Below are 19,719 nucleotides of genomic sequence, written 5' to 3' on the forward strand. Positions count from 1 at the left end.
TGATCATGGATGTTGCATTGGTAAAACCGGCTACGGAACGCGCGACCAGGGAGTTGTTCGCCGCGGCGCGTGACCGTCTGCCGGGATCCGGTCCGGTGAGTGAAGCGCGGCAGGCCGCATTCGACGATTTCGCCCGGCGAGGTTTGCCGTACCGGCGCATTGAAGAATGGAAATACACCGACTTGCGCACGCTGTTGCGCGAGATTGCGCCGCTCGCCGCCGCGCCTGATCAGGCGGCATTGGCGAGCGCGGCCAAGGCCGTCACCGCTTATGTCGCTGGCGATGCTTACAAGCTGGTGCTGGTGGACGGGGTATTCGCGCCGCAGCTATCCGATCAGACGCCGGAGACCGGCGTCGAGGTGCGGGCGCTGCGTGACATTCTGGAGAACAACGACGTTGCCGCTCGCGCCGACCTGCTGACCACCACGGCGGCGTCCGATACGATGATCTCTCTCAATACCGCGATGGCCACGGATGGCATTGTCATCGACGTGGCCGAGAATGCGAAGCTGACCAGACCGCTACATATCGTCCATATCGCCACTCAATCCAGCACGGCGGCATTCACGCGCTCGTTGCTGCGGCTGGCAAATGGCGCACAAGCCACGCTGGTCGAGAGTTTCGTCGCGGCCGAGGGCGCCGCCGCCTACCAGGCTCACGACTCGGTCGTGTTGTGGATCGGCGACGATGCCGGGCTGCAACATGTTCGCCTTGTCGAGGATGCCAGGGACGCCGCCAACATCTCGACCGCGATCGTGACGGTCGGCGCAAAAGCAACGTTCAACTCGCTGAATCTCACCAGCGGCGCTGCGGTGAGCCGATATCAAGGCTTCATCAAGTTCAGCGGCGAGGGGTCCCATGCGGACGTGAACGGCGTCAACCTGCTCAATGGCCGCCAGCATGGCGATACGACGCTGGTGCTGGATCATGCCGTGCCGCATTGCAGCAGCAACGAGGTGTTCCGCGCCGTCCTGGACGATCAGGCGCACTCGGTATTCCAGGGCAAGATCATCGTGCGGCCAGATGCGCAAAAGACCGACGGCAGGATGATGACGCGGGCTTTGCTGCTGTCCGATGGCGCGGAAGCCGACAACAAGCCCGAGCTTGAGATTTTCGCCGATGACGTTTCCTGTGGCCATGGCGCGACGATCGGCGCACTCGACGAAAGCCTGCTGTTCTATCTGCGCGCCCGTGGTCTTTCGGAAAAGGAAGCGCAGGCGCTTCTGATCCAGGCGTTTGTCGGCGAGGCGATCGAATCCGTCGCCGATGATGGCTTGCGCGATGTTGTTATCGGTGCCGCCGAGCGTTGGCTCGCGGCAAGAGGGTGAACGGGCATTCCGGGATTGACCGGGCGGCTCACGTCTTGAGGGCAGGGGACTGGAAGAACCAAAGAGGTGGATGCCGGGCACAGGGCCGGGCATGATGACAAGAGAGATAAAGAGAAAATGACCCATCCGGCGGTCGCCAACGGTTCCTATGATGTCATGCGCGTGCGCGAGGATTTTCCGGCGCTGGCGATGAAGGTTTACGGCAAACCGCTGGTCTATCTCGACAATGCCGCCTCGGCGCAGAAGCCAAACGCCGTGCTCGACCGAATGGCGGAGGCTTACAAGACCGAGTACGCCAACGTCCATCGTGGGCTGCATTATCTCGCCAACGCCGCAACCGAAGCCTATGAAGGCGGCCGCACGCGGGTCGCGCAGTTTCTGAACGCGGGACGGAGCGAGGAGATCATCTTCACGCGCAATGCCAGCGAGGCGATCAACCTCGTGGCGTCGTCATGGGGCGAGCCGAACATCAAGGCGGGCGACGAGATCGTGCTCTCCATCATGGAGCATCACTCCAACATCGTTCCATGGCATTTCCTGCGCGAGCGCCACGGCGCCGTGATCAAGTGGGCGCCCGTCGACGACGACGGCAACTTCCTGATCGAGGAATTCGAGAAGCTGCTGACGCCGAAGACGAAGCTCGTGGCCATCACGCAAATGTCCAACGCGCTCGGCACCCTCGTTCCAGTCAAGGACGTGGTGAAGCTGGCTCATGCGCGCGGCATACCGGTGCTGGTGGACGGCAGCCAGGCCGCGGTGCATCTTGCGATCGACGTGCAGGACATCGATTGCGACTTCTACGTCTTCACCGGTCACAAGCTCTACGGTCCCACCGGTATCGGCGCGCTGTATGCGAAGCATGACCATCTCGTCTCCATGCGTCCCTTCAACGGCGGCGGCGAGATGATTCGCGAGGTCGCGCAGGATTGGGTCACCTACGGCGATCCACCGCACAAGTTCGAGGCAGGCACGCCCGCGATTGTCGAGTCGATCGGGCTTGGCGCCGCCATCGATTACGTCAATTCGATCGGGAAGGAACGCATCGCGGCGCACGAACACGATCTTCTCACCTACGCCCAGGAGCGAATGCGCGAGATCAACTCGCTGCGCATCATCGGCACGGCGCGCGACAAGGGGCCGGTGATCTCGTTCGAGATGAAAGGCGCGCATCCCCACGATGTTGCGACCGTGATCGACCGCGCCGGCATCGCGGTTCGCGCCGGGACGCATTGCGTGATGCCGCTTTTAGAGCGTTTCAATGTTTCGGCGACCTGCCGCGCTTCGTTCGGCATGTATAATACGCGCGAGGAAATCGATCATCTGGCGCAGGCGCTGATCAAGGCCCGGGAGTTGTTCTCATGAGCGACACTGCCGAACTGGTTGTAAACAAGACTTGTCACATGCAGACCAGCTCCGCTCTTTCCGCGGAGGAAACCGAGCGCATGGGCGCCGGCATCGTGGCCGCGCTGAAGACCGTGTTTGATCCGGAGATTCCGGCGGACATTTATGAACTCGGCCTGATCTACAAGGTTGATATCAAGGACGACCGCGCTGTCGACGTCGAGATGACGCTGACGACGCCGAACTGCCCTTCGGCGGCCGAACTTCCGATTATGGTGGAGAACGCGGTCGCGAGCGTTCCCGGCGTCGGGGTGGTCAATGTCAACATCGTCTGGGAGCCGCAGTGGGTGCCCGACCGGATGACCGATGAGGCGCGCGCCGTTCTCAACATGTGGTGACGATTTTCTATCCGCTCCGATGCGATGATCGGACTTGATTTGCCGCCAGGATTGACCAGATGACAGACATGACGCCAGGCACACCAGCAGCCAAGCCGAAACCCCGGCCTCGTCCGCAGGTCATGCGGTTGACTGACGCCGCTGCGACCAGGGTCAAGGAACTCGCGGCGCGAGCTGATTCAGAGATTGTCGGCCTTCGGGTCGGCATCAAGAACGGCGGCTGCGCGGGTCAGTCCTACACTGTGGAATACGCCCACGATATCAAGCCGACGGACGAAGTGGTGGAAGACAAGGGCGTCAAGATTCTGGTCGACCCCAAAGCCGTGCTGTATCTGCTCGGCACCGAGATGGATTACAAGGCCGAAAAGATGCAGGCCCAGTTCGTCTTCAACAACCCAAACCAGGTTTCAGCCTGCGGCTGCGGTGAATCGGTGCAGCTCACGCCCGCCAAGATCGACGGTTAGAGCGGGCTGGTTCGCTCAAAAACGCTATCGAGTGCGACCGGTTTAGCCGGATCCCGTCATGTCCGTGCTTGTCACGGGCATCCGCGTCTTGAGGACGTGGCTGGATCAAGGACGTAGATGGCCGAAAGACCATAGTCGAGCGAAAGCGACGCCGTTTGAACGGCTATGGGCGAAGGAAGAGCCTCAGGCCACGCGAATCTCAGTGTCAGCGAAATATTCCGGATCGGTCTCGCAAATAGCACGGTTGCGGCCGCCACGCTTGGCTGCGTACAGGCAGGCATCGGCGCGCTCCATCAGCGAGTCCGGAGTATCGCCGGGACGAAGCATCGAGACGCCGATCGAGATGGTGACGCGGCCCAGGATCTCGCCGGTCGATTTTTTCTTCAGCTCCTTGGCCATCACGGCGCGACGGATATGATCCGCGACTGTCAACGCCTGGTTCAGCGCGGTGCTTGGCAGGACGACAGCAAACTCTTCACCGCCGTAACGCGCGGTGATGTCCTGCCCCTTGATGTTCTGCCTCAATGACATCGCCACCAGCCGCAGAACCTGGTCGCCGGTCAGGTGCCCGTAATTGTCGTTGAACGACTTGAAATGGTCTATGTCGAACATCAGAAGCGACAGCGGCTCGCCTTCGCTCGTTGCCAGTTCCACGGCATCGGCCACGGCTCGATCGAAATACTTTCGGTTGCCGAGACCGGTGAGCGGATCCGTCATGCTTTCCGCTCTGATGGCCTCAAGGCTGTGCTGAAGGTTGTTGATCTCGACCTTCGAGACCTCCAGCCGGTCCTCCAGAACCTTGTTGGCTTCCTGCATTTCAAGGGTTGATTTCATCAGCGCCGCGATGACCGACTTGATCTGCGCATGACTGCCAGCGGCGCCAAGTTGCTTGACGGCTTCTCTCAAGCTGTCTCCAAAACCGGCCGTCATGCTGCGCGCGCCGGTGATAAGAAGCATCACCTCGTCGATTTCGTTGATCACCCGCGCGCCGACCTTGTCGATGCGTTCGGTGGTCCTGATCGGGGAAAGATAGGTGTCGTAGATCTGCTCGAGATCGACGTCGCTCAGCGTGCCGTTGCGCGCCAGCGTCTCGTTGATGATCTTGTTGAGAGAGCAGTTATATCCGGAGGCGTAGACGTACCAGACTTCGTAATTGCGAGGGACTGCGGTTTGACGCAGCGATCGGATCTGGCCAAGCGCCACTTCGGCGAACGCCATGGTGCGTTCATGTTCGTCCAGCTCAACCACTGATGCGGCCCTGCCGACGATTCACGTAATCGTCGTCCTAAAACGGCAAATATCAACGTAAATATCGATTAAAGTTAGCAACAGGGAGTTTACGCGCGGTAAACGGTGTTTCAGCGGGTCGCGGACCGGCGCAGACCTGCGCCGGCCGAAAGGCTCAGCCTCGGGCGCGAATCGGACGAAGCAAAAATGCCGGCAGATGTGAGTGGTCCCCAGGCTCGGAGACCGCCTCCCGGCGTGGTGCGAGCGTGCGTCCGATCGAGGGGGGCGGCGCGGCCTTGGATGCTGCCGCCGTCACAGCAGGAGCTTCGTGTCTCTGGTGGTCGCCGCCGGAACGGCGCGGTTTGCGGGTTTCGCGCTTTCCGCCACGCGCATAGCTCTCGCCGCCCTTGTCGGGCACGGAGCGGGATCGCGAAGGCCGTCCCGCAGCCGCAGCAGGAGCGCCGGATTCCGCGACGGCTTCGTTCGCATCGGCATCATGGCCGGGAAGGTCTGCCTGGGGTATGGCCTGACCGGTCAGCTTCTCGATAGCCGCGAGTGATTTGAAATCCGCGGGACAGACGATCGTGATCGCGGTGCCGGTGCGGCCGGCACGGCCGGTGCGGCCGATGCGATGCACGTAGTCGTCGGGATGGTAGGGGACATCGAAGTTGAGGACGTGGCTGACTTCGGGAATGTCGAGTCCACGGGCGGCCACGTCGGAAGCGACAAGTAGCGGTAGCTCACCCTTGCGGAATTGATCGAGTGATGCGGTCCGCGCCGACTGATCCATATCGCCGTGAAGGGCGCCGGCGCTGAATCCATGCTTCTGAAGCGATTTGCAAACAATGGCGACGTCGCGCTTGCGGTTGCAGAAGATGATGGCGTTCTTGAGTTCCTTGGCTTCGCGCAGCAGGCGGCGCAGCAGTTCACGCTTCTCGTGTGGTTCGCGGCTACAACTGACCTGCGATTGCGCCACGGTCGCCGCCGTGGTCGCGGGCCTGGAGACTTCGATCTTTTCGGGATTATGCAGGAAGGTATCGGTGACGCGACGGATCTCGTTGGGCATCGTCGCGGTGAAGAAGAGGGTTTGCCGCGTGAACGGCACCAGCTTGCAGATACGCTCGATATCGGGAATGAAACCCATATCCAGCATGCGGTCTGCTTCGTCGATCACCAGCAGTTCGACCCCGGTGAGCAGCAGGCCGCCGCGTTCGGTGTGATCAAGCAGGCGGCCCGGAGTTGCGATCAGCACGTCGACGCCGCGGGTCAGCTTCAGATCCTGATCACCGAAGGAAACGCCGCCGATCAGGAGCGCCACGTTGAGTTTCTGGCCCGCGCCGTATTTGTCGAACTGCTCCCTGACCTGAGCCGCGAGTTCGCGTGTCGGCTCCAGGATCAGCGTACGGGGCATTCGCGCCCGGGCACGGCCTTTCTCCAACAATGTCAGCATGGGCAGGACGAAGGCCGCGGTCTTGCCGGTGCCGGTCTGAGCGATGCCAAGGACATCGCGGCGCGCCAGCACGTGGGGTATCGCCTGATCCTGAATGGGAGTGGGGGAGGTATAACCTGCAGCCGCAACGGCGGCGAGCACCTTGTCGGACAAACCGAGATGGGAAAAGGACATTGAGCCTCTGATCGACACCGCCGTTCGGAATCGAGGGTATAAGGCTGTCGCGCTCGCCCCCTTAACGGCGTGCTTGATAAAGCGAAGGGGGGTCTGTCTTACGCTGACGGGCGGCTCACCGTTTAATCGTTTTCGAATCCGGGCCGCGTTAGGCTGAAACATAGGGGCGAAATACGCAAAGTCAATGTAATAACCGCCGGAACGTTGAGAAATCCGGACATTCTGGTTTGAATTCAGATAAACGGAACCCGCCTTGAACCCGGTGCGGGCGGTCAGTGCGGGGGATGAACCCCAGCGCCCGGCATGTCGACTATGGCATAAGACAATTTGCGCGTACGGTTATCGCGGAGCGGACGAGAAGGTTGGGGATGAGGGGAATTTCAGTCGGACGCACCGCTTTAGCGGGAATCGTATGTGCGCTGGCGATGCTGGCAGGTCCGGCGCTGGCAGCCAAGCGCGTGGCGCTGGTGATCGGCAACAACGACTACAGGAACGTCCCGAAACTTCAGAAGGCCGTCAACGACGCCCGCACCATGGGTGACACGCTGAGGCAACTCGGCTTCAGCGTGATGGTCGCGGAAAACCAGACCCGTCAGGATTTCAGCCAGACGCTGCTGGCCTTTGATCGGCAGATCGAGGCCGGCGACACAGCGTTTTTCTTCTACGCCGGTCACGGCTTCGAGATCGCGGGACAAAACTATCTGTTGCCGACCGACGTTCCCTCCGCCACCGAAGGGCAGGAGGAACTGGTGCGCGACGCCTCGATCCTTGCTGATCGCATCGTCGAGCGGCTCCAGAACAGGAAGGCCCGCACCTCAATTCTGGTGCTCGATGCCTGCCGCAACAACCCATTCGAACGCAAGGGCACCCGCGCGGTCGCGGGCGGCGCTGGACTGGCGCCGATGATTGAATTGCCGGAAGGCGTGTTCTCGGTGTTTTCAGCCGGGCCGCGCCAGTCTGCGCTCGATCGCCTGTCGGACAACGACAGCAATCCGAATTCGGTTTTCACCCGCATCTTCGCCAAGGAGTTGCTGCAACCCGGAGAGAACATGGTGCGGGTGGCGCAGCGAACCCGCCGCATTGTCAGCGAAATGGCCGATACCGTAAGACACAAGCAGGTGCCGGTCTATTTCGACCAGATGGTCGACGACGTTTTCCTGAACGGCCTGGCCAAGGCGGCGCAGCCGAAACCGGTTCCGACCGAACCTGCGCCGAAGATTGCGGCGCTGACCCCTGTCGCGCCGCTGAAACCGCCATCGAACGAAGCCCTCAACGCGCCCATCGCGAATTTCTCCCGCCACAACGGCGGGTGGACCGTGGTGTTCTCGATCGCCGATCCCGCGCTCGGGATTTCATGGCGCATGGATGAGAGCGGCGAATTCAAGGAAACCGGTTTCCTCGACACGCTCGACCAGCGAACCCGCAAGCGGATGCCAAATCCAGCCATCGAACTTTCCGCCGATGCGCCGGCCTCGACAATTCAGATGCGCTATGTCGACGCCAATGGCGAGATGAAGGGACCGTTTCCGATCCGGTTCGATCCGGACGCCGCGCTCATCCGCGATCAGCGGAAAATTCTCGACATGACCGCGACAAGCTGGCTGTCGTTTAGGCAGTTCAACGGGCTGCTGGTCTATTACACCCACCTGATGTCGTATCGCTGCGCGATCCGCGAAGTGAAAATCGGGATCGACTCGTCGGTGCCGGATCGGGCGCTCAAGATGCCCCCCTGTGATCCGCGTGATCCCGTGGCGATCCCGAGCAATGCCACGCCCTATCTGAAATTGCCGCCTGCAACGAAAACCGTATCCGTTGAGTTGACCTATCGCGACGGCAGCGTATCGGAGATCAAGAGCTTCCGGCGCTGATTTCTTGACTAGAGCGTTTTCAAGCGAAGTGGACACCGGTTCGCGTGAAGAAAACGCGTCAGAACAATATTATAGAGCCCCGCTTCTGATTCAATCGTAAGCGGAAAGGCTCTTGAAGGGCTTCACCGATGGATGCAGCCAGCCCGCGCCAACCACGTTCGATGTCCACGCGCTGCTGCATCGTCGGCGGCGGACCCGCAGGCATGATGCTCGGCTATCTGCTCGCGCGGGCCGGCGTCGACGTTGTCGTGCTCGAAAAACATGCGGATTTCTTCCGCGATTTCCGCGGAGATACCGTGCATCCCTCGACCATGCAGGTGATGGACGAGCTGGGCCTGATCGACGATTTCCTGAAAGTCCCGCACGACAAGCTGCAAAAGCTTGACGCCCATTTCGGCGGGAGGCGGCTGCGGATCGGGGACATCAGCCGGACCGGCGCCAGATATCCGTTCATCGCTTTCATGCCGCAGTGGGACTTCCTGAATTTTCTGCGCGAGAAGGGCCGTCGATATCCGAATCTCAAGCTGATGATGGGGACCGAGGCGAAGGGCCTTGTTCAGGACGGCGATACCGTGATCGGCGTCCATGCGGAAGATGCCGGCGGCGCCTTCGAGATCATGGCCGATCTTACGGTCGCCTGCGACGGCCGACATTCCATCATCCGGGCGAGCGCGGGCCTCGAAGTGGAAGAAGTCGGCGCGCCGATGGACGTGCTCTGGTTTCGCGCCGGAAAATCCACCGAATCGGAAAGTATCCTCGCACGCATCGAGGCAGGAAAAATGATGGTGACGCTGGATCGCGGCACTTACTGGCAATGCGCCTATGTCATTCCCAAGGGACAGCATGATGCCGTGAAGGCGAGGGGTCTTGAATCGTTTCGCTCCGACGTTGTCTCGCTTGCACCGATCCTGAAGTCGGGCATCGCTGACGTTAAAAGCTGGGACGATGTCAAGCTGCTCACCGTCGCTGTCAACCGCCTCAAGCGATGGACACGCCCAGGACTGCTCTGCATCGGCGACGCCGCGCACGCCATGTCGCCGGTCGGCGGCGTCGGCGTTAATATCGCGATCCAGGATGCGGTGGCGACGGCCAATCATCTGGCGGGAAAGCTCAGGCGTGGCGGCGTCAGCGAGAACGATCTCGCCGAGGTTCAACGCCGCCGCGAATTCCCGATGCGTATGACGCAGGCCATGCAGGTGACGGTTCAGAACAATATCGTCAGCGCCGCGCTCAAACCGGGTGAAGGCCCGTTCAAGCCACCGCTGTTCGCGCGTATCGTCAATGCTGTCCCGTTCCTGCAAGGATTGACCGCGCGCTTCATTGCCGTCGGAGTGCGGCCCGAGCATGTGCGCTCAGAGGAGGCGGGACTGTCGGTAGTTCAATCGTAAAGATCCAGTCCGAGAGAATTTCAACCGACCCTCAACCTTCAGTTGCTCTGACTCCACGGACTATATGTGCCGAAGCTCCAGACCTGACCCTCGGGATCGCGGCATGTGAATTCGCGTCCTCCATAGTCCTTGTCGGAAATCTCAAGCACGATGATTGCGCCGTTGGCCTTGGCCCTGACATAGACGGCGTCGGCATCCGGCACTACGATATAAGCGCTCTGAGTCACCAGATGATCGGTCGTGGCCGGTTTCTGAACCTTGGCGAAATCGTCGTCGCGCGCTGAGCCCAGCATGATCATGCCGTCGCCCAGCGTGAGTTCGGCATGGGCGACACCGCCATTGCCGTCGTCATGCACGGCTTTGCGGGCAAAACCGAAAGTCTCGCACAGCCAGTCGATCATTTTGTGCGGATCGCGGTAGCGCATCGCGGGAATCACGGTTGAACCCATTGTCCTAGCCTCCCTGCCGTTGAAGTCATCCGTGATTATGACCGCAACTTGGTGCTGGAATCCAGTCAACTACTTGGCGCATGCTTCAGATAGACGCACACTTGGGATAGGGCTTAAACGTCCAGCATGTCCTCGCTGGCGAATACGGCCTTGTCCGAAATGAAGGCGAAGCGCGCCTCCGCCTTGGTGCCCATCAACCGCTCGACCGAATCCGCCGTATCCTCGCGATCTTCCGCAAGCAGCATGACCCGCAGCATCGTGCGCTTCGCCGGGTCCATAGTGGTTTCCTTGAGTTGTGCCGGCATCATTTCGCCCAGCCCTTTGAACCGGCCGACATCGACCTTGGCGTTGGCGTTGAACTCGCTCTTGAGCAGCGCATCCTTGTGGGCGTCGTCGCGGGCGTAGACCGTCTTGCTGCCGTGGGTGAGACGATAAAGCGGGGGCACTGCGAGGTAGAGGTGCCCCTCGTCGATCAGGCGGGGCATCTGCCGGTAGAAGAACGTAATCAGCAGCGAGGCGATATGGGCGCCATCGACATCGGCGTCGGTCATGATGATGACGCGTGAATAGCGCAGATCTTCCTCGCGGTAGTTGGTCCCGGTGCCGCAGCCCAGCGCCTGGATGAGGTCCGCCAACTGGGCGTTGGCGGTGACCTTGTCCCGCGTCGCGGATACGACGTTGAGGATTTTGCCGCGCAAAGGCAGCACGGCCTGGGTCTTGCGATCGCGCGCCTGCTTGGCGCTGCCGCCGGCCGAGTCGCCCTCGACGATGAACAGTTCGGAGCCTTCCGTCGCGGTGTTGGTGCAGTCGGCAAGCTTGCCGGGCAGGCGCAGCTTCTTCACGGCGCTCTTGCGCGAGGTTTCCTTCTCGGCGCGGCGGCGCAGTCGCTCGTCCGCGCGCTCGATCACGAAGTCGAGCAGCCGGTTGGCCTGCGCCGGATTGCCGGACAGCCAATGATCGAACGGGTCCTTGATCGACTGCTCGACGATCCGCGAGGCCTCGGCGGTGGCGAGACGGTCCTTGGTCTGGCCCTGAAACTCAGGCTCGCGCACGAACACGCTGAGCATCACGGCGGCGCCGACCATCACATCCTCCGACGTGATGCTGCCCGCGCGCTTGCCCTGGCCGACGCGCTCGGCATGATCCTTCAGCCCGCGCAGCAGCGCGCTGCGCAAGCCCGATTCGTGGGTGCCGCCATCGGGTGTCGGCACCGTGTTGCAGTAGGAGGACAGGAAGCCATCGGCATCCGCCGTCCATGCCACCGCCCATTCGCAGGCACCGTGCGCGCCGTTGCGGCCCGATCTGCCCGAGAAGATGTCCGGATGAACCAGCGTGTCCTTGTGGATCGCCGCGGCGAGGTAGTCTTTCAGGCCGCCGGGGAAGTGGAACGTCGCTTCCGGGGGGATATCCTCAAGACCCTTGAGCAGCTCCGGCGCGCACCGCCAGCGGATTTCGACGCCGCCGAACAGATATGCCTTCGAGCGCGTCATCTTGAACAGGCGCTGCGGTTTGAACGCAGCCTTCGCTCCGAAGATTTCGGTGTCAGGCTTGAAACGGATGGTGGTTCCGCGGCGGTTGGCGATCCTGCCGAGGTCCTCAAGCCTGCCCTTGGGGTGGCCGCGTTCGAAAGTCATCCTGTAGAGGTTCTGGCTGCGCGCCACTTCCACCTCAAGATGCGAGGAGAGGGCGTTGACCACGGAAACGCCGACGCCGTGCAGGCCGCCTGAGGTTTCATACACCTTGGAGTCGAACTTGCCGCCCGAATGAAGCGTGCACATGATGACTTCAAGCGCCGATTTCTTCGGGAATTTCGGGTGCGGATCGACAGGGATGCCGCGCCCGTTGTCGGTGACGGTGAGGAAGCCGTCAGCGGCAAGTTCCACCACGATGAAGGTCGCGTGGCCGGCCAGCGCCTCGTCCATCGCGTTGTCGATCACCTCGGCGAACAGATGATGCAGCGCCTTCTCGTCGGTGCCGCCGATATACATCCCCGGGCGGCGGCGGACCGGCTCAAGTCCCTCCAGCACCTCGATGTCGGCGGCGGTATAGTCCGCCTCGGCTCCCGATGCCCGGCCTGGGGCCCGCGCGGCCGGCCGGCCCTTGGTTTCCGAAGCTGCGAAAAGATCGCCAGCCTGTTTCTTTTTAATGTTCGGTTTCAGTGGTTTGACCATAATTACTTAGATATTGCATACGGCTATGCGCGAACGAATCGGCTGCGCCGACTATGCCACGGCGGTTTCGTGCCGTCCGCGTCTTTGTGACTTGAAGTCCCCGGGCGGGAGTGGCTTACCTGCGAGGGACGGGCGGCGAAAGGGGTTTCCTCGCCGCCAAAAATCCGATGAGAGGCGTTTGGGAATGGAAGATGTCGCACGCAGCCTGGTCGACTTCGTGCGCGACCATCAGGTTTGGGCCGCCCCCGTCGTGCTGCTGCTTGCCTTCGGCGAGTCGATCGCCTTCATCTCGCTGCTGATCCCGGCCTGGGGGATCCTTGTGGCGATCGGAGCGATGATGGGACCGGGACAGATCAATTTCTGGCCCGTTTGGTTGGCCGGGGCGGTCGGCGCGGCGCTCGGCGACTGGGTGTCCTACTGGATCGGCTTTACCTTCAAGGATCAGGTCGCCTCGATCTGGCCGTTGTCGCGACATCCAAACCTCTTGCCGCGAGGCATCGCCTTCGTCGAGAAATGGGGCGTTCCCTCGATCTATATCGGGAGGTTCTTCGGACCGCTGCGCGCCACCGTGCCGCTTGCCGCTGGCATCTTTGAAATGCCGTCGTTGCGATTTCAGTTCGCCAACTGGACGTCCGCGCTGATCTGGTCGGCAGTGCTGCTGTTCTTTGGCGACCTGACCTCGCAGTTCATTCAATGGCTCTGGCGGGCGACTTGATCACCCCTGCGAAATGCCTTGCGCCAAGCCTATGATCGGCGGTCGCGTAACAGCCGCAACAGGGTTACAAGCTGGCGGCGCACGCGCGCTCGCGGATGTGAGAGCCTCCTTGAAGCGTTGTCTTCACGCGAACCGGAATCCACTTCTTCGCTCGAAAACGCTATAGGATAAGGTCATGACCAGCGCAGACACCACGATGAAAGGCGCTTCTTCAAGCAGCGGCACGGCGGGCAAGCCGACAGTGTTCGTCGATGGCGCGTCGGGAACGACCGGCCTCGAAATCCGCCAGCGACTCGATCGGCAGGGCGACGTCGTCGTCAAAAGCCTTTCCGACGACAGGCGAAAGGACCCCGCCGCCAAGCGCGCGCTGATGGCGGAAGTCGATCTGGTGATCCTCTGTCTGCCCGACGATGCCGCGAAGGATACCGTCGCCCTGATCGACGGCATGGGCGCTGACGCGCCGAAAGTGCTGGACGCCTCGACGGCGTTCCGCGTCGCTCCGGACTGGACCTACGGTTTTCCGGAGCTGACGCCGGATCAGGCAGGCAGGATCAAGGCGGCGCGCAAGGTTGCAAATCCCGGCTGCTATCCGACCGGATCGATCGCCTTGCTGCGGCCGCTGACTGATGCCGGTTTGATCCCGCCGGATTATCCCGTCACCATCAATGCGGTGAGCGGCTATTCCGGCGGCGGCAAATCCATGATCGAAAGTTTCGAAAAGGGCGCCGCGCCCGCATTCGAGCTTTACGGACTTGGCTTCGAGCACAAGCACCTGCCGGAAACACAGAAATACGCGAACCTGACGCGGCGGCCGATCTTCGCGCCGTCGGTCGGCGACTACCGGCAGGGCATGCTGGTCTCGATCCCGCTGCATCTGGATACGCTGCCGGGGCAACCCGACGGCGCGACGCTTCATGCGACGCTGGCGAAGCGTTACGCGGGCAGCACCTACGTGTCGGTGATGCCGCTCGATAATGCTGCCGCGAAAAGCGGCCGGATCGAACCGGAAGCGCTGAACGGGAGCAACAAGCTCGAGCTGCATGTTTTTGCCACCGACAGGCACCGGCAAGCCGTGCTGGTCGCGCGGCTCGACAATCTGGGCAAGGGTGCATCCGGCGCGGCGGTTCAGAACATGCGGCTGATGCTGGGATTGCCCGATAGTGGCGACGCAACTACCCCGACGGAGCAAGAGCGGGATGAGGTTTGATTGAATCGTCATGCCCGGCTTTATGTACCGGCCATGAGACGTTGCCTTCACGTGATCAGGGTCATCTTCGCTGGAAAACGCTATATCTCAAGCCCGCACACGCACGTAGCTGCCCGGCGCGTCCTCGATCGGCGGCAGCGTGTCGGTTCCGACCTCGCGTGCCGGGACCTCCTTGCCGTCGATGTTTCGTAGCCATGCGAGCCAGTCCGGCCACCACGAGCCCTTGTTCTCTTGCGCGCCCTGCATCCACTGGGCGAGGGTTTTGTCGCGGATCTTGTCATTGGTCCAATACTGGTATTTGCCGCGCGAGGGCGGATTGATCACACCTGCGATGTGGCCCGATCCTGCCAGCACGAAGCGCACCGGCCCACCAAAAAAGCGCGAGCCGTACAACACGGATTCCGCCGGCGCGATGTGATCGTCGCGGGTCGCGAGATTGTAGACGGGCGCCTTGACCTTCGAAAGGTCGAGCAAGGTATTGTCGAGCACCATCGAGCCGGTGGAAAGGCGGTTCTCGAGATAGCAGTTGCGCAGATAAAATGAATGGTTGGCGGCCGGCATCCGCGTGGCGTCTGAATTCCAGTGCAGGAGATCGAAGGCGGATGGCGCCTTGCCCTTGAGATAATTGCTGACGACGTAGGGCCAGATCAGGTCGTTGGAGCGCAGCATGTTGAAGGTCATCGCCATCTTGCTGCCTTCCAGCACGCCGGACCGCTTCATGTCGCGTTCGAGCGCGGAGATCTGATCCTCGTCGGCGAATACCAGCAGATCGCCGGCATGGGTGAAATCCACCTGAGCGGCGAAGAAGGTCACGGACCTCACGCGCTGCCGCTTCTTGTTCGCAAGCCATGCCAACGTGGCGGCAAGCAGGGTGCCGCCGACGCAGTAACCCGCGGTATGGACCTTCGTTTCTCCGGTGGCCTTTTCGATGGCGTCCATCGCGGCCAGCGGACCTTGCTTCATGTAGTCCTCGAAGGTCTTTTCCCCGAGATGTCCGTCCGGGTTGACCCAGGAGATCACGAACACGGTAATGCCCTGGTCCACGCACCACCTGATGTAGGATTTCTCCGGCGTGAGATCGAGGATGTAGAATTTGTTGATCCATGGCGGAACGATCAAAAGCGGCGTCCGCAGCACGTTTTCGGTGCTCGGTGAATACTGGATCAACTGCATCAGTTCGTTCTGGTAGATCACCTTGCCGGGCGTCGTCGCCAGGTTGACGCCGACCGCGAGACCCGCGGAGTCGGACTGGCGGATGCGCAAAGCGCCTTGGCCGGCCTCGATGTCTTCCGCCAGCATCTTCATGCCGCGCGCCAGATTGTCGGCGTTGGAGGCGAAGGTCTCGCGGAGCACTTCGGGGTTGGTCATCACGAAATTGGACGGCGCGGCCGCGTTGGTGAGCTGCGTGATATAGAACTCTGCTTTCTTGCGGGTATGCGGATCGAGGCCGTGGGCGTCGCGCACCAGTTCGTTCGTCCATTTGGTCGTCAGCAGATACGCCTGCATCAGGAAGTTGAACAGCAAGTTCGACCGCCATTCCGGATCGGCGAAGCGCTTGTCGCGCGGATCGGGTTCGATCGCGGGCTCGACCTCCTCGCCAGCGAGACGCCGCGCAGCGTAACCCCAGAGTTCCAGATAGGACTTGCCAAGACGGGCCTGTAGATCGACGGCCCGGGCCTGGTCCGACAGCCAGTATTCGGAGACCGCGCTGACGGTCTTGATCAACTCGGCGAACTCGGTCGGCGGGTTGTCGGAGGACTGCTTCTGCCCCCGGGCATTGAGATAAGCGGCCAGCGCCCTGCCACCGTTCTCCATCGCATTTGCGAGATTCATCGCGAACGCGTCGGAGTCGAATCCGTTCGTCGGCCTGGCCTCGGCGGATACCTCGCTCGTGGACGCGTCTGGGAGCTTGCTCATCGTTCCGTCACGCAGGTTCCAATGGAGGGGGCATCGATCATGACATAATCTGGGGATCATTGCCCGATTCGATGTGGTGCAGTGCGACAATACTTCTTGGTCCCGCCATATATGGGCCGCGATGACTCGCTTGTAGTGGTCGCAGCTTCCTGGATTTCGAAGCTTTTAATGTTTTGGAAGCGATGATGGTCTTCGCCCGCGTCAGGTCTGATGGAGCAACCCATACCGACCAGGCTTTGACTGAACGATGTGAGCATTCGTGACGACAGTATCGGAACGACAGACGAGCAGACGTGTGGACCCCGTGACCGCCCGCATCGCCGCATTGGCGGTGTTGATGTCGCTCGCGCTCGCAGGCTGCTCGACATCGATTGCGGATTTCGAGACGTCGTCGGATTCGCCGGAACGGCCCCGTGACGTATCGTCATATCCCGCGGTGCATGACCTTCCGGCTCCAAGAGATCAGGCGGCGATGGATCCCTCGGAGCAGGCGAAAGTCGAAAAGGAACTGATCGACGCACGCGACCGCCAGGCTCACGCCGCACAGAACCCGGAACCTCAATAAGCCCGTGAACGGCCCTCATCCACATAGAGCACTTTCGCTTCTGATCAAATCAGAAGCGAGCTCTAGATTGTTGTTTTAACGCGTTTCTTCGCGCGAACCTGGTATCCATCCCCAGGTCAAGCCCGAGGACATGCTTCGCTCGAGAGCGCTCTTTTGATTGAGCATGATCTTATCCGAAAACCGGCTTCCACTTTTCAGGATCATGCTCCAAGCACGCGACATGATGGCAGGGCAGGGTGTCCGTGTTAAAAGAAGCTGATTCAAGCAGACGGTTGCGTCCCGAACGTCAAACCTCGACGCCGGCAAACCTGCGCTTGAACATGTCAAGTTATTGAATACACACGATTTAGCGAAGTCTCGCTGACTTCATCGAGGCAAGGACGCTCGCCTCGCCAATCCGGCCTGGAGCCAGGACCATGGAAGAGTTTTATCGTATCCGCCGTCTGCCGCCTTACGTTTTCGAACAGATCAATCGCGCCAAGGCGGCCGCCCGGAACGCCGGAGCCGATATCATCGACCTGGGCATGGGCAATCCGGACCTGCCGACGCCGCCTCATGTCATCGAAAAGCTCAAGGAAACCCTCGGCAAGCCCAAGACCGACCGCTATTCGGCCTCGCGCGGCATCACCGGCCTGCGCAGGGCTCAGGCCGGCTACTATGCCCGCCGCTTCGGCGTGAAGCTCAATCCCGATACGCAGATCGTGGCGACGCTCGGCTCCAAGGAAGGTTTTGCGAACGTCGCTCAGGCGATCACCGCGCCGGGCGACGTCATCCTCTGTCCAAACCCGAGCTATCCGATTCACGCCTTCGGCTTCCTGATGGCGGGCGGCGTGATCCGCTCGGTCCCGTCCTCACCGACTCCGGAATTCTTCGCCGCCTGCGAGCGTGCGATCATCCATTCCATTCCGAAGCCGATCGGGCTGATCGTCTGCTACCCGTCGAATCCGACGGCGCAGGTCGCGAGCCTCGATTTCTACAAGGATCTCGTGGCGTTCGCGAAGAAGCACGAGATCTTCATCCTGTCCGATCTCGCTTATTCCGAAGTCTATTTCGACGACAACCCGCCGCCTTCGGTGCTGCAGGTGCCCGGCGCGCTCGACGTCACCGTGGAATTCACGTCGATGTCGAAGACGTTCTCGATGGCAGGCTGGCGCATCGGTTTCGCGGTCGGCAACGAACGCATTATCGCGGCGCTGGCGCGTGTCAAATCCTACCTCGATTACGGGGCCTTCACGCCAGTACAGGTGGCGGCCACGGCGGCGCTGAATGGTCCCGACACCTGCATCCGGGAGATGCGCGAAACCTATCGCAAGCGCCGTGATACGCTGGTTGAATCGTTCGGCCGCGCAGGATGGGTGATCCCGCCGCCGCAAGCCTCGATGTTCGCATGGGCGCCGCTGCCCGAACGCTTCCGCGATCTCGGGAGCATGCAGTTCTCAACCCTGATGGTGGAGAAATCGGGCGTCGTGGTATCGCCCGGCGTGGGGTTCGGCGAGCATGGCGAAGGCTATGTCCGCATCGCCATGGTGGAAAACGAGCAGAGAATTCGCCAGGCCGCCCGCGGCGTCCGCCACTTCCTTGAAAGCGGCATTGAAACGTTGCACAACGTGGTTCCTCTCGCCAACCGGCGGTAGGCGCCAGACCGGAAAATGCCTTTCCGGTCTTCCGCTCGGGTGGTGTGCCTCGCACACCGGTTTCCAGCAGGTTTGTTATGGTCGCACCACTGAAAGTGGGAATCGCGGGGCTCGGAACTGTCGGCTCCGCTGTCGTCCGCCTGATCGAGCAGCAAAGGGGCGCGCTCACGGCGCGTTGCGGGCGCGGCGTGCGTGTCGTCGCCGTGGCGGCGCGCTCGAAAGCCAGGAAGCGCGACGTCGACTTGACCGACATCGCATGGGCCAAGGACGCGCTGGCGCTGGCGAACGATCCCGGCATCGACTGCTTCGTCGAATTGATGGGCGGTTCGGACGATCCGGCGCATTCCGCGATCGAAGCGGCCCTGAAATCCGGCAAGTCGGTGGTGACGGCCAACAAGGCGCTGATCGCCAAGCACGGCCTGCGGCTGGCTTCTCTCGCCGAGCAGCACGGCGGCGCGTTGAACTACGAAGCGGCGGTCGGCGCCGCCATTCCCGTCATCAAGACGCTGCGCGAAGGGCTTGCGGGCACGACGATCAATCGCGTCTACGGCATTCTCAACGGCACCTGCAACTACATCCTGACGCGGATGGAACGGGAAGGCCTGTCGTTCGCCGAATGCCTGAAGGACGCCCAGCGCCTGGGCTATGCGGAAGCCGACCCGTCATTCGATGTCGACGGTCACGACACCGCGCAGAAGCTTTCGATTCTGGCGAGCCTGGCTTTCGGCACGCGCATTGCTCAGAACGAGGTCTATGTCGAAGGCATTTCCTCGATCGCGCCGGAGGATCTTCGCGCGGCCGAGGAACTCGGCTACCGGGTCAAGCTGTTGGGGGTCGCGGTGCGGACCTCGAAAGGCATCGAGCAGCGGGTGCATCCGACCATGGTGCCGAAGACATCGTCCATCGCGCAGGTCATGGGCGTCACCAACGCGGTGACCATCGACGGCGACGGCATCCCCCCGATCACGCTTGTCGGTCCGGGCGCCGGCGGAGCCGCGACGGCGTCCGCCGTGGTCGCGGATATCGCCGATGTCGCGTCCGGCACCCGCGCTCTGCCGTTCGGCCGGCATTCGACGAAGCTGCGTGAGACCAAGAAGGCGCCGATGGAACGCCACGAGGGCGGCTATTACATCCGCCTGATGGCGCGCGATTTCGCCGGCACCGCCGCGACCATCGCCACGCGGCTCGCCGAACAGAAGATCTCGATCGAATCCATCGTGCAGCGTCATCCCAACGGCAAGCTGGATACCGACGAAGCCGACACGCCGATTTCGCCGGTTCCGGTTCTGCTGATCACCTATGCAACCAGCGAGGACGCGGTGCATCGCGCGCTCCATGCCGTGAGAGCTGACAAGGTCATCACGGGGCGGCCGCAAGTCATTCGCATCGAGAAGAACTGACAAGGATTGCGTATAAATAAAGG

Annotated in this window: 16 protein-coding genes; 11 read left to right on the top strand and 5 right to left on the bottom strand. The window is 61.6% G+C overall.

Going from position 1 to position 19,719, the window contains the following annotated elements:
• Positions 1–5 precede the first annotated feature (5 nt).
• The 4 genes from sufD (at position 6) to NWI01_RS09495 (ending at position 3,531) form a co-directional block, all read left to right on the top strand.
• A complete protein-coding gene (gene sufD, locus NWI01_RS09480) occupies positions 6–1,328 on the top strand; it encodes a Fe-S cluster assembly protein SufD (RefSeq protein ID WP_141383611.1) in 1,323 nt (440 codons plus the stop codon).
• 117 nt (positions 1,329–1,445) lie between these two features.
• Positions 1,446–2,690: a cysteine desulfurase gene (locus NWI01_RS09485; protein ID WP_141383612.1), complete on the top strand. Its 1,245-nt coding sequence runs from the start codon at positions 1,446–1,448 to the stop codon at positions 2,688–2,690.
• The gene (locus NWI01_RS09490) at positions 2,687–3,067 is read left to right on the top strand and encodes an iron-sulfur cluster assembly protein (protein ID WP_011314920.1); all 381 of its coding nucleotides are present in this window, start codon (positions 2,687–2,689) and stop codon (positions 3,065–3,067) included. The genes NWI01_RS09485 and NWI01_RS09490 overlap by 4 nt, the downstream gene beginning before the upstream one ends.
• Before the next feature lie 59 nt (positions 3,068–3,126).
• Positions 3,127–3,531, top strand: a complete 405-nt coding sequence (locus NWI01_RS09495; RefSeq protein ID WP_141383613.1) for a HesB/IscA family protein — start codon at positions 3,127–3,129, stop codon at positions 3,529–3,531.
• Positions 3,532–3,714: 183 nt separating this feature from the next.
• Here NWI01_RS09495 and NWI01_RS09500 read toward each other — a convergent pair whose 3' ends face one another.
• Together NWI01_RS09500 and NWI01_RS09505 are read right to left on the bottom strand one after the other, a co-directional pair.
• Positions 3,715–4,749 carry a GGDEF domain-containing protein gene (locus NWI01_RS09500; protein ID WP_141383614.1) on the bottom strand — a complete coding sequence of 345 codons (1,035 nt, stop codon included), beginning with the start codon at positions 4,747–4,749 and terminating at the stop codon, positions 3,715–3,717.
• Between the two features lie 184 nt (positions 4,750–4,933).
• Entirely contained in the window at positions 4,934–6,382 is a 1,449-nt protein-coding gene (locus tag NWI01_RS09505; protein ID WP_141383615.1) for a DEAD/DEAH box helicase, read from the bottom strand.
• Between the two features lie 368 nt (positions 6,383–6,750).
• Here NWI01_RS09505 and NWI01_RS09510 point away from each other — a divergent pair, with 368 nt between their 5' ends.
• Both NWI01_RS09510 and NWI01_RS09515 read left to right on the top strand, forming a co-directional pair.
• Positions 6,751–8,250, top strand: a complete 1,500-nt coding sequence (locus NWI01_RS09510; RefSeq protein ID WP_141383616.1) for a caspase family protein — start codon at positions 6,751–6,753, stop codon at positions 8,248–8,250.
• A gap of 128 nt (positions 8,251–8,378) precedes the next feature.
• Positions 8,379–9,638 carry an FAD-dependent oxidoreductase gene (locus NWI01_RS09515; protein WP_141383617.1) on the top strand — a complete coding sequence of 420 codons (1,260 nt, stop codon included), beginning with the start codon at positions 8,379–8,381 and terminating at the stop codon, positions 9,636–9,638.
• Between the two features lie 38 nt (positions 9,639–9,676).
• Here the strand turns inward: NWI01_RS09515 and NWI01_RS09520 are convergent, their stop codons facing one another.
• A complete protein-coding gene (locus tag NWI01_RS09520) occupies positions 9,677–10,087 on the bottom strand; it encodes a VOC family protein (protein ID WP_141383618.1) in 411 nt (136 codons plus the stop codon).
• Positions 10,088–10,200: 113 nt separating this feature from the next.
• A complete protein-coding gene (gene parE, locus NWI01_RS09525) occupies positions 10,201–12,258 on the bottom strand; it encodes a DNA topoisomerase IV subunit B (protein ID WP_141383619.1) in 2,058 nt (685 codons plus the stop codon).
• 184 nt (positions 12,259–12,442) lie between these two features.
• Between parE and NWI01_RS09530 the strand changes: the two genes are divergently transcribed.
• Complete coding sequence (locus NWI01_RS09530; protein ID WP_141383620.1) at positions 12,443–12,973, top strand: DedA family protein; 531 nt, start codon at positions 12,443–12,445, stop codon at positions 12,971–12,973.
• 175 nt (positions 12,974–13,148) lie between these two features.
• Positions 13,149–14,180: an N-acetyl-gamma-glutamyl-phosphate reductase gene (argC, locus tag NWI01_RS09535; protein ID WP_141383621.1), complete on the top strand. Its 1,032-nt coding sequence runs from the start codon at positions 13,149–13,151 to the stop codon at positions 14,178–14,180.
• Positions 14,181–14,267: 87 nt separating this feature from the next.
• Here the strand turns inward: argC and phaC are convergent, their stop codons facing one another.
• Positions 14,268–16,097, bottom strand: coding sequence for a class I poly(R)-hydroxyalkanoic acid synthase (gene phaC, locus NWI01_RS09540; protein ID WP_181410425.1), 1,830 nt, complete (start codon positions 16,095–16,097; stop codon positions 14,268–14,270).
• 295 nt (positions 16,098–16,392) lie between these two features.
• Between phaC and NWI01_RS09545 the strand changes: the two genes are divergently transcribed.
• The 3 genes from NWI01_RS09545 to NWI01_RS09555 all read left to right on the top strand — a co-directional run bounded on the left by NWI01_RS09545 (position 16,393) and on the right by NWI01_RS09555 (position 19,696).
• The gene (locus NWI01_RS09545; RefSeq protein WP_244613710.1) at positions 16,393–16,662 is read left to right on the top strand and encodes a hypothetical protein; all 270 of its coding nucleotides are present in this window, start codon (positions 16,393–16,395) and stop codon (positions 16,660–16,662) included.
• A 416-nt stretch (positions 16,663–17,078) separates the two neighbouring features.
• A complete protein-coding gene (locus tag NWI01_RS09550) occupies positions 17,079–18,296 on the top strand; it encodes an LL-diaminopimelate aminotransferase (protein WP_141383623.1) in 1,218 nt (405 codons plus the stop codon).
• A gap of 77 nt (positions 18,297–18,373) precedes the next feature.
• Positions 18,374–19,696 (top strand): homoserine dehydrogenase, encoded by a 1,323-nt coding sequence (locus NWI01_RS09555; protein ID WP_141383624.1) that lies wholly within the window; start codon positions 18,374–18,376, stop codon positions 19,694–19,696.
• Positions 19,697–19,719 lie beyond the last annotated feature (23 nt).

It is taken from the genome of Nitrobacter winogradskyi (genome assembly GCF_006539545.1).
Taxonomy (GTDB): domain Bacteria; phylum Pseudomonadota; class Alphaproteobacteria; order Rhizobiales; family Xanthobacteraceae; genus Nitrobacter; species Nitrobacter winogradskyi_A.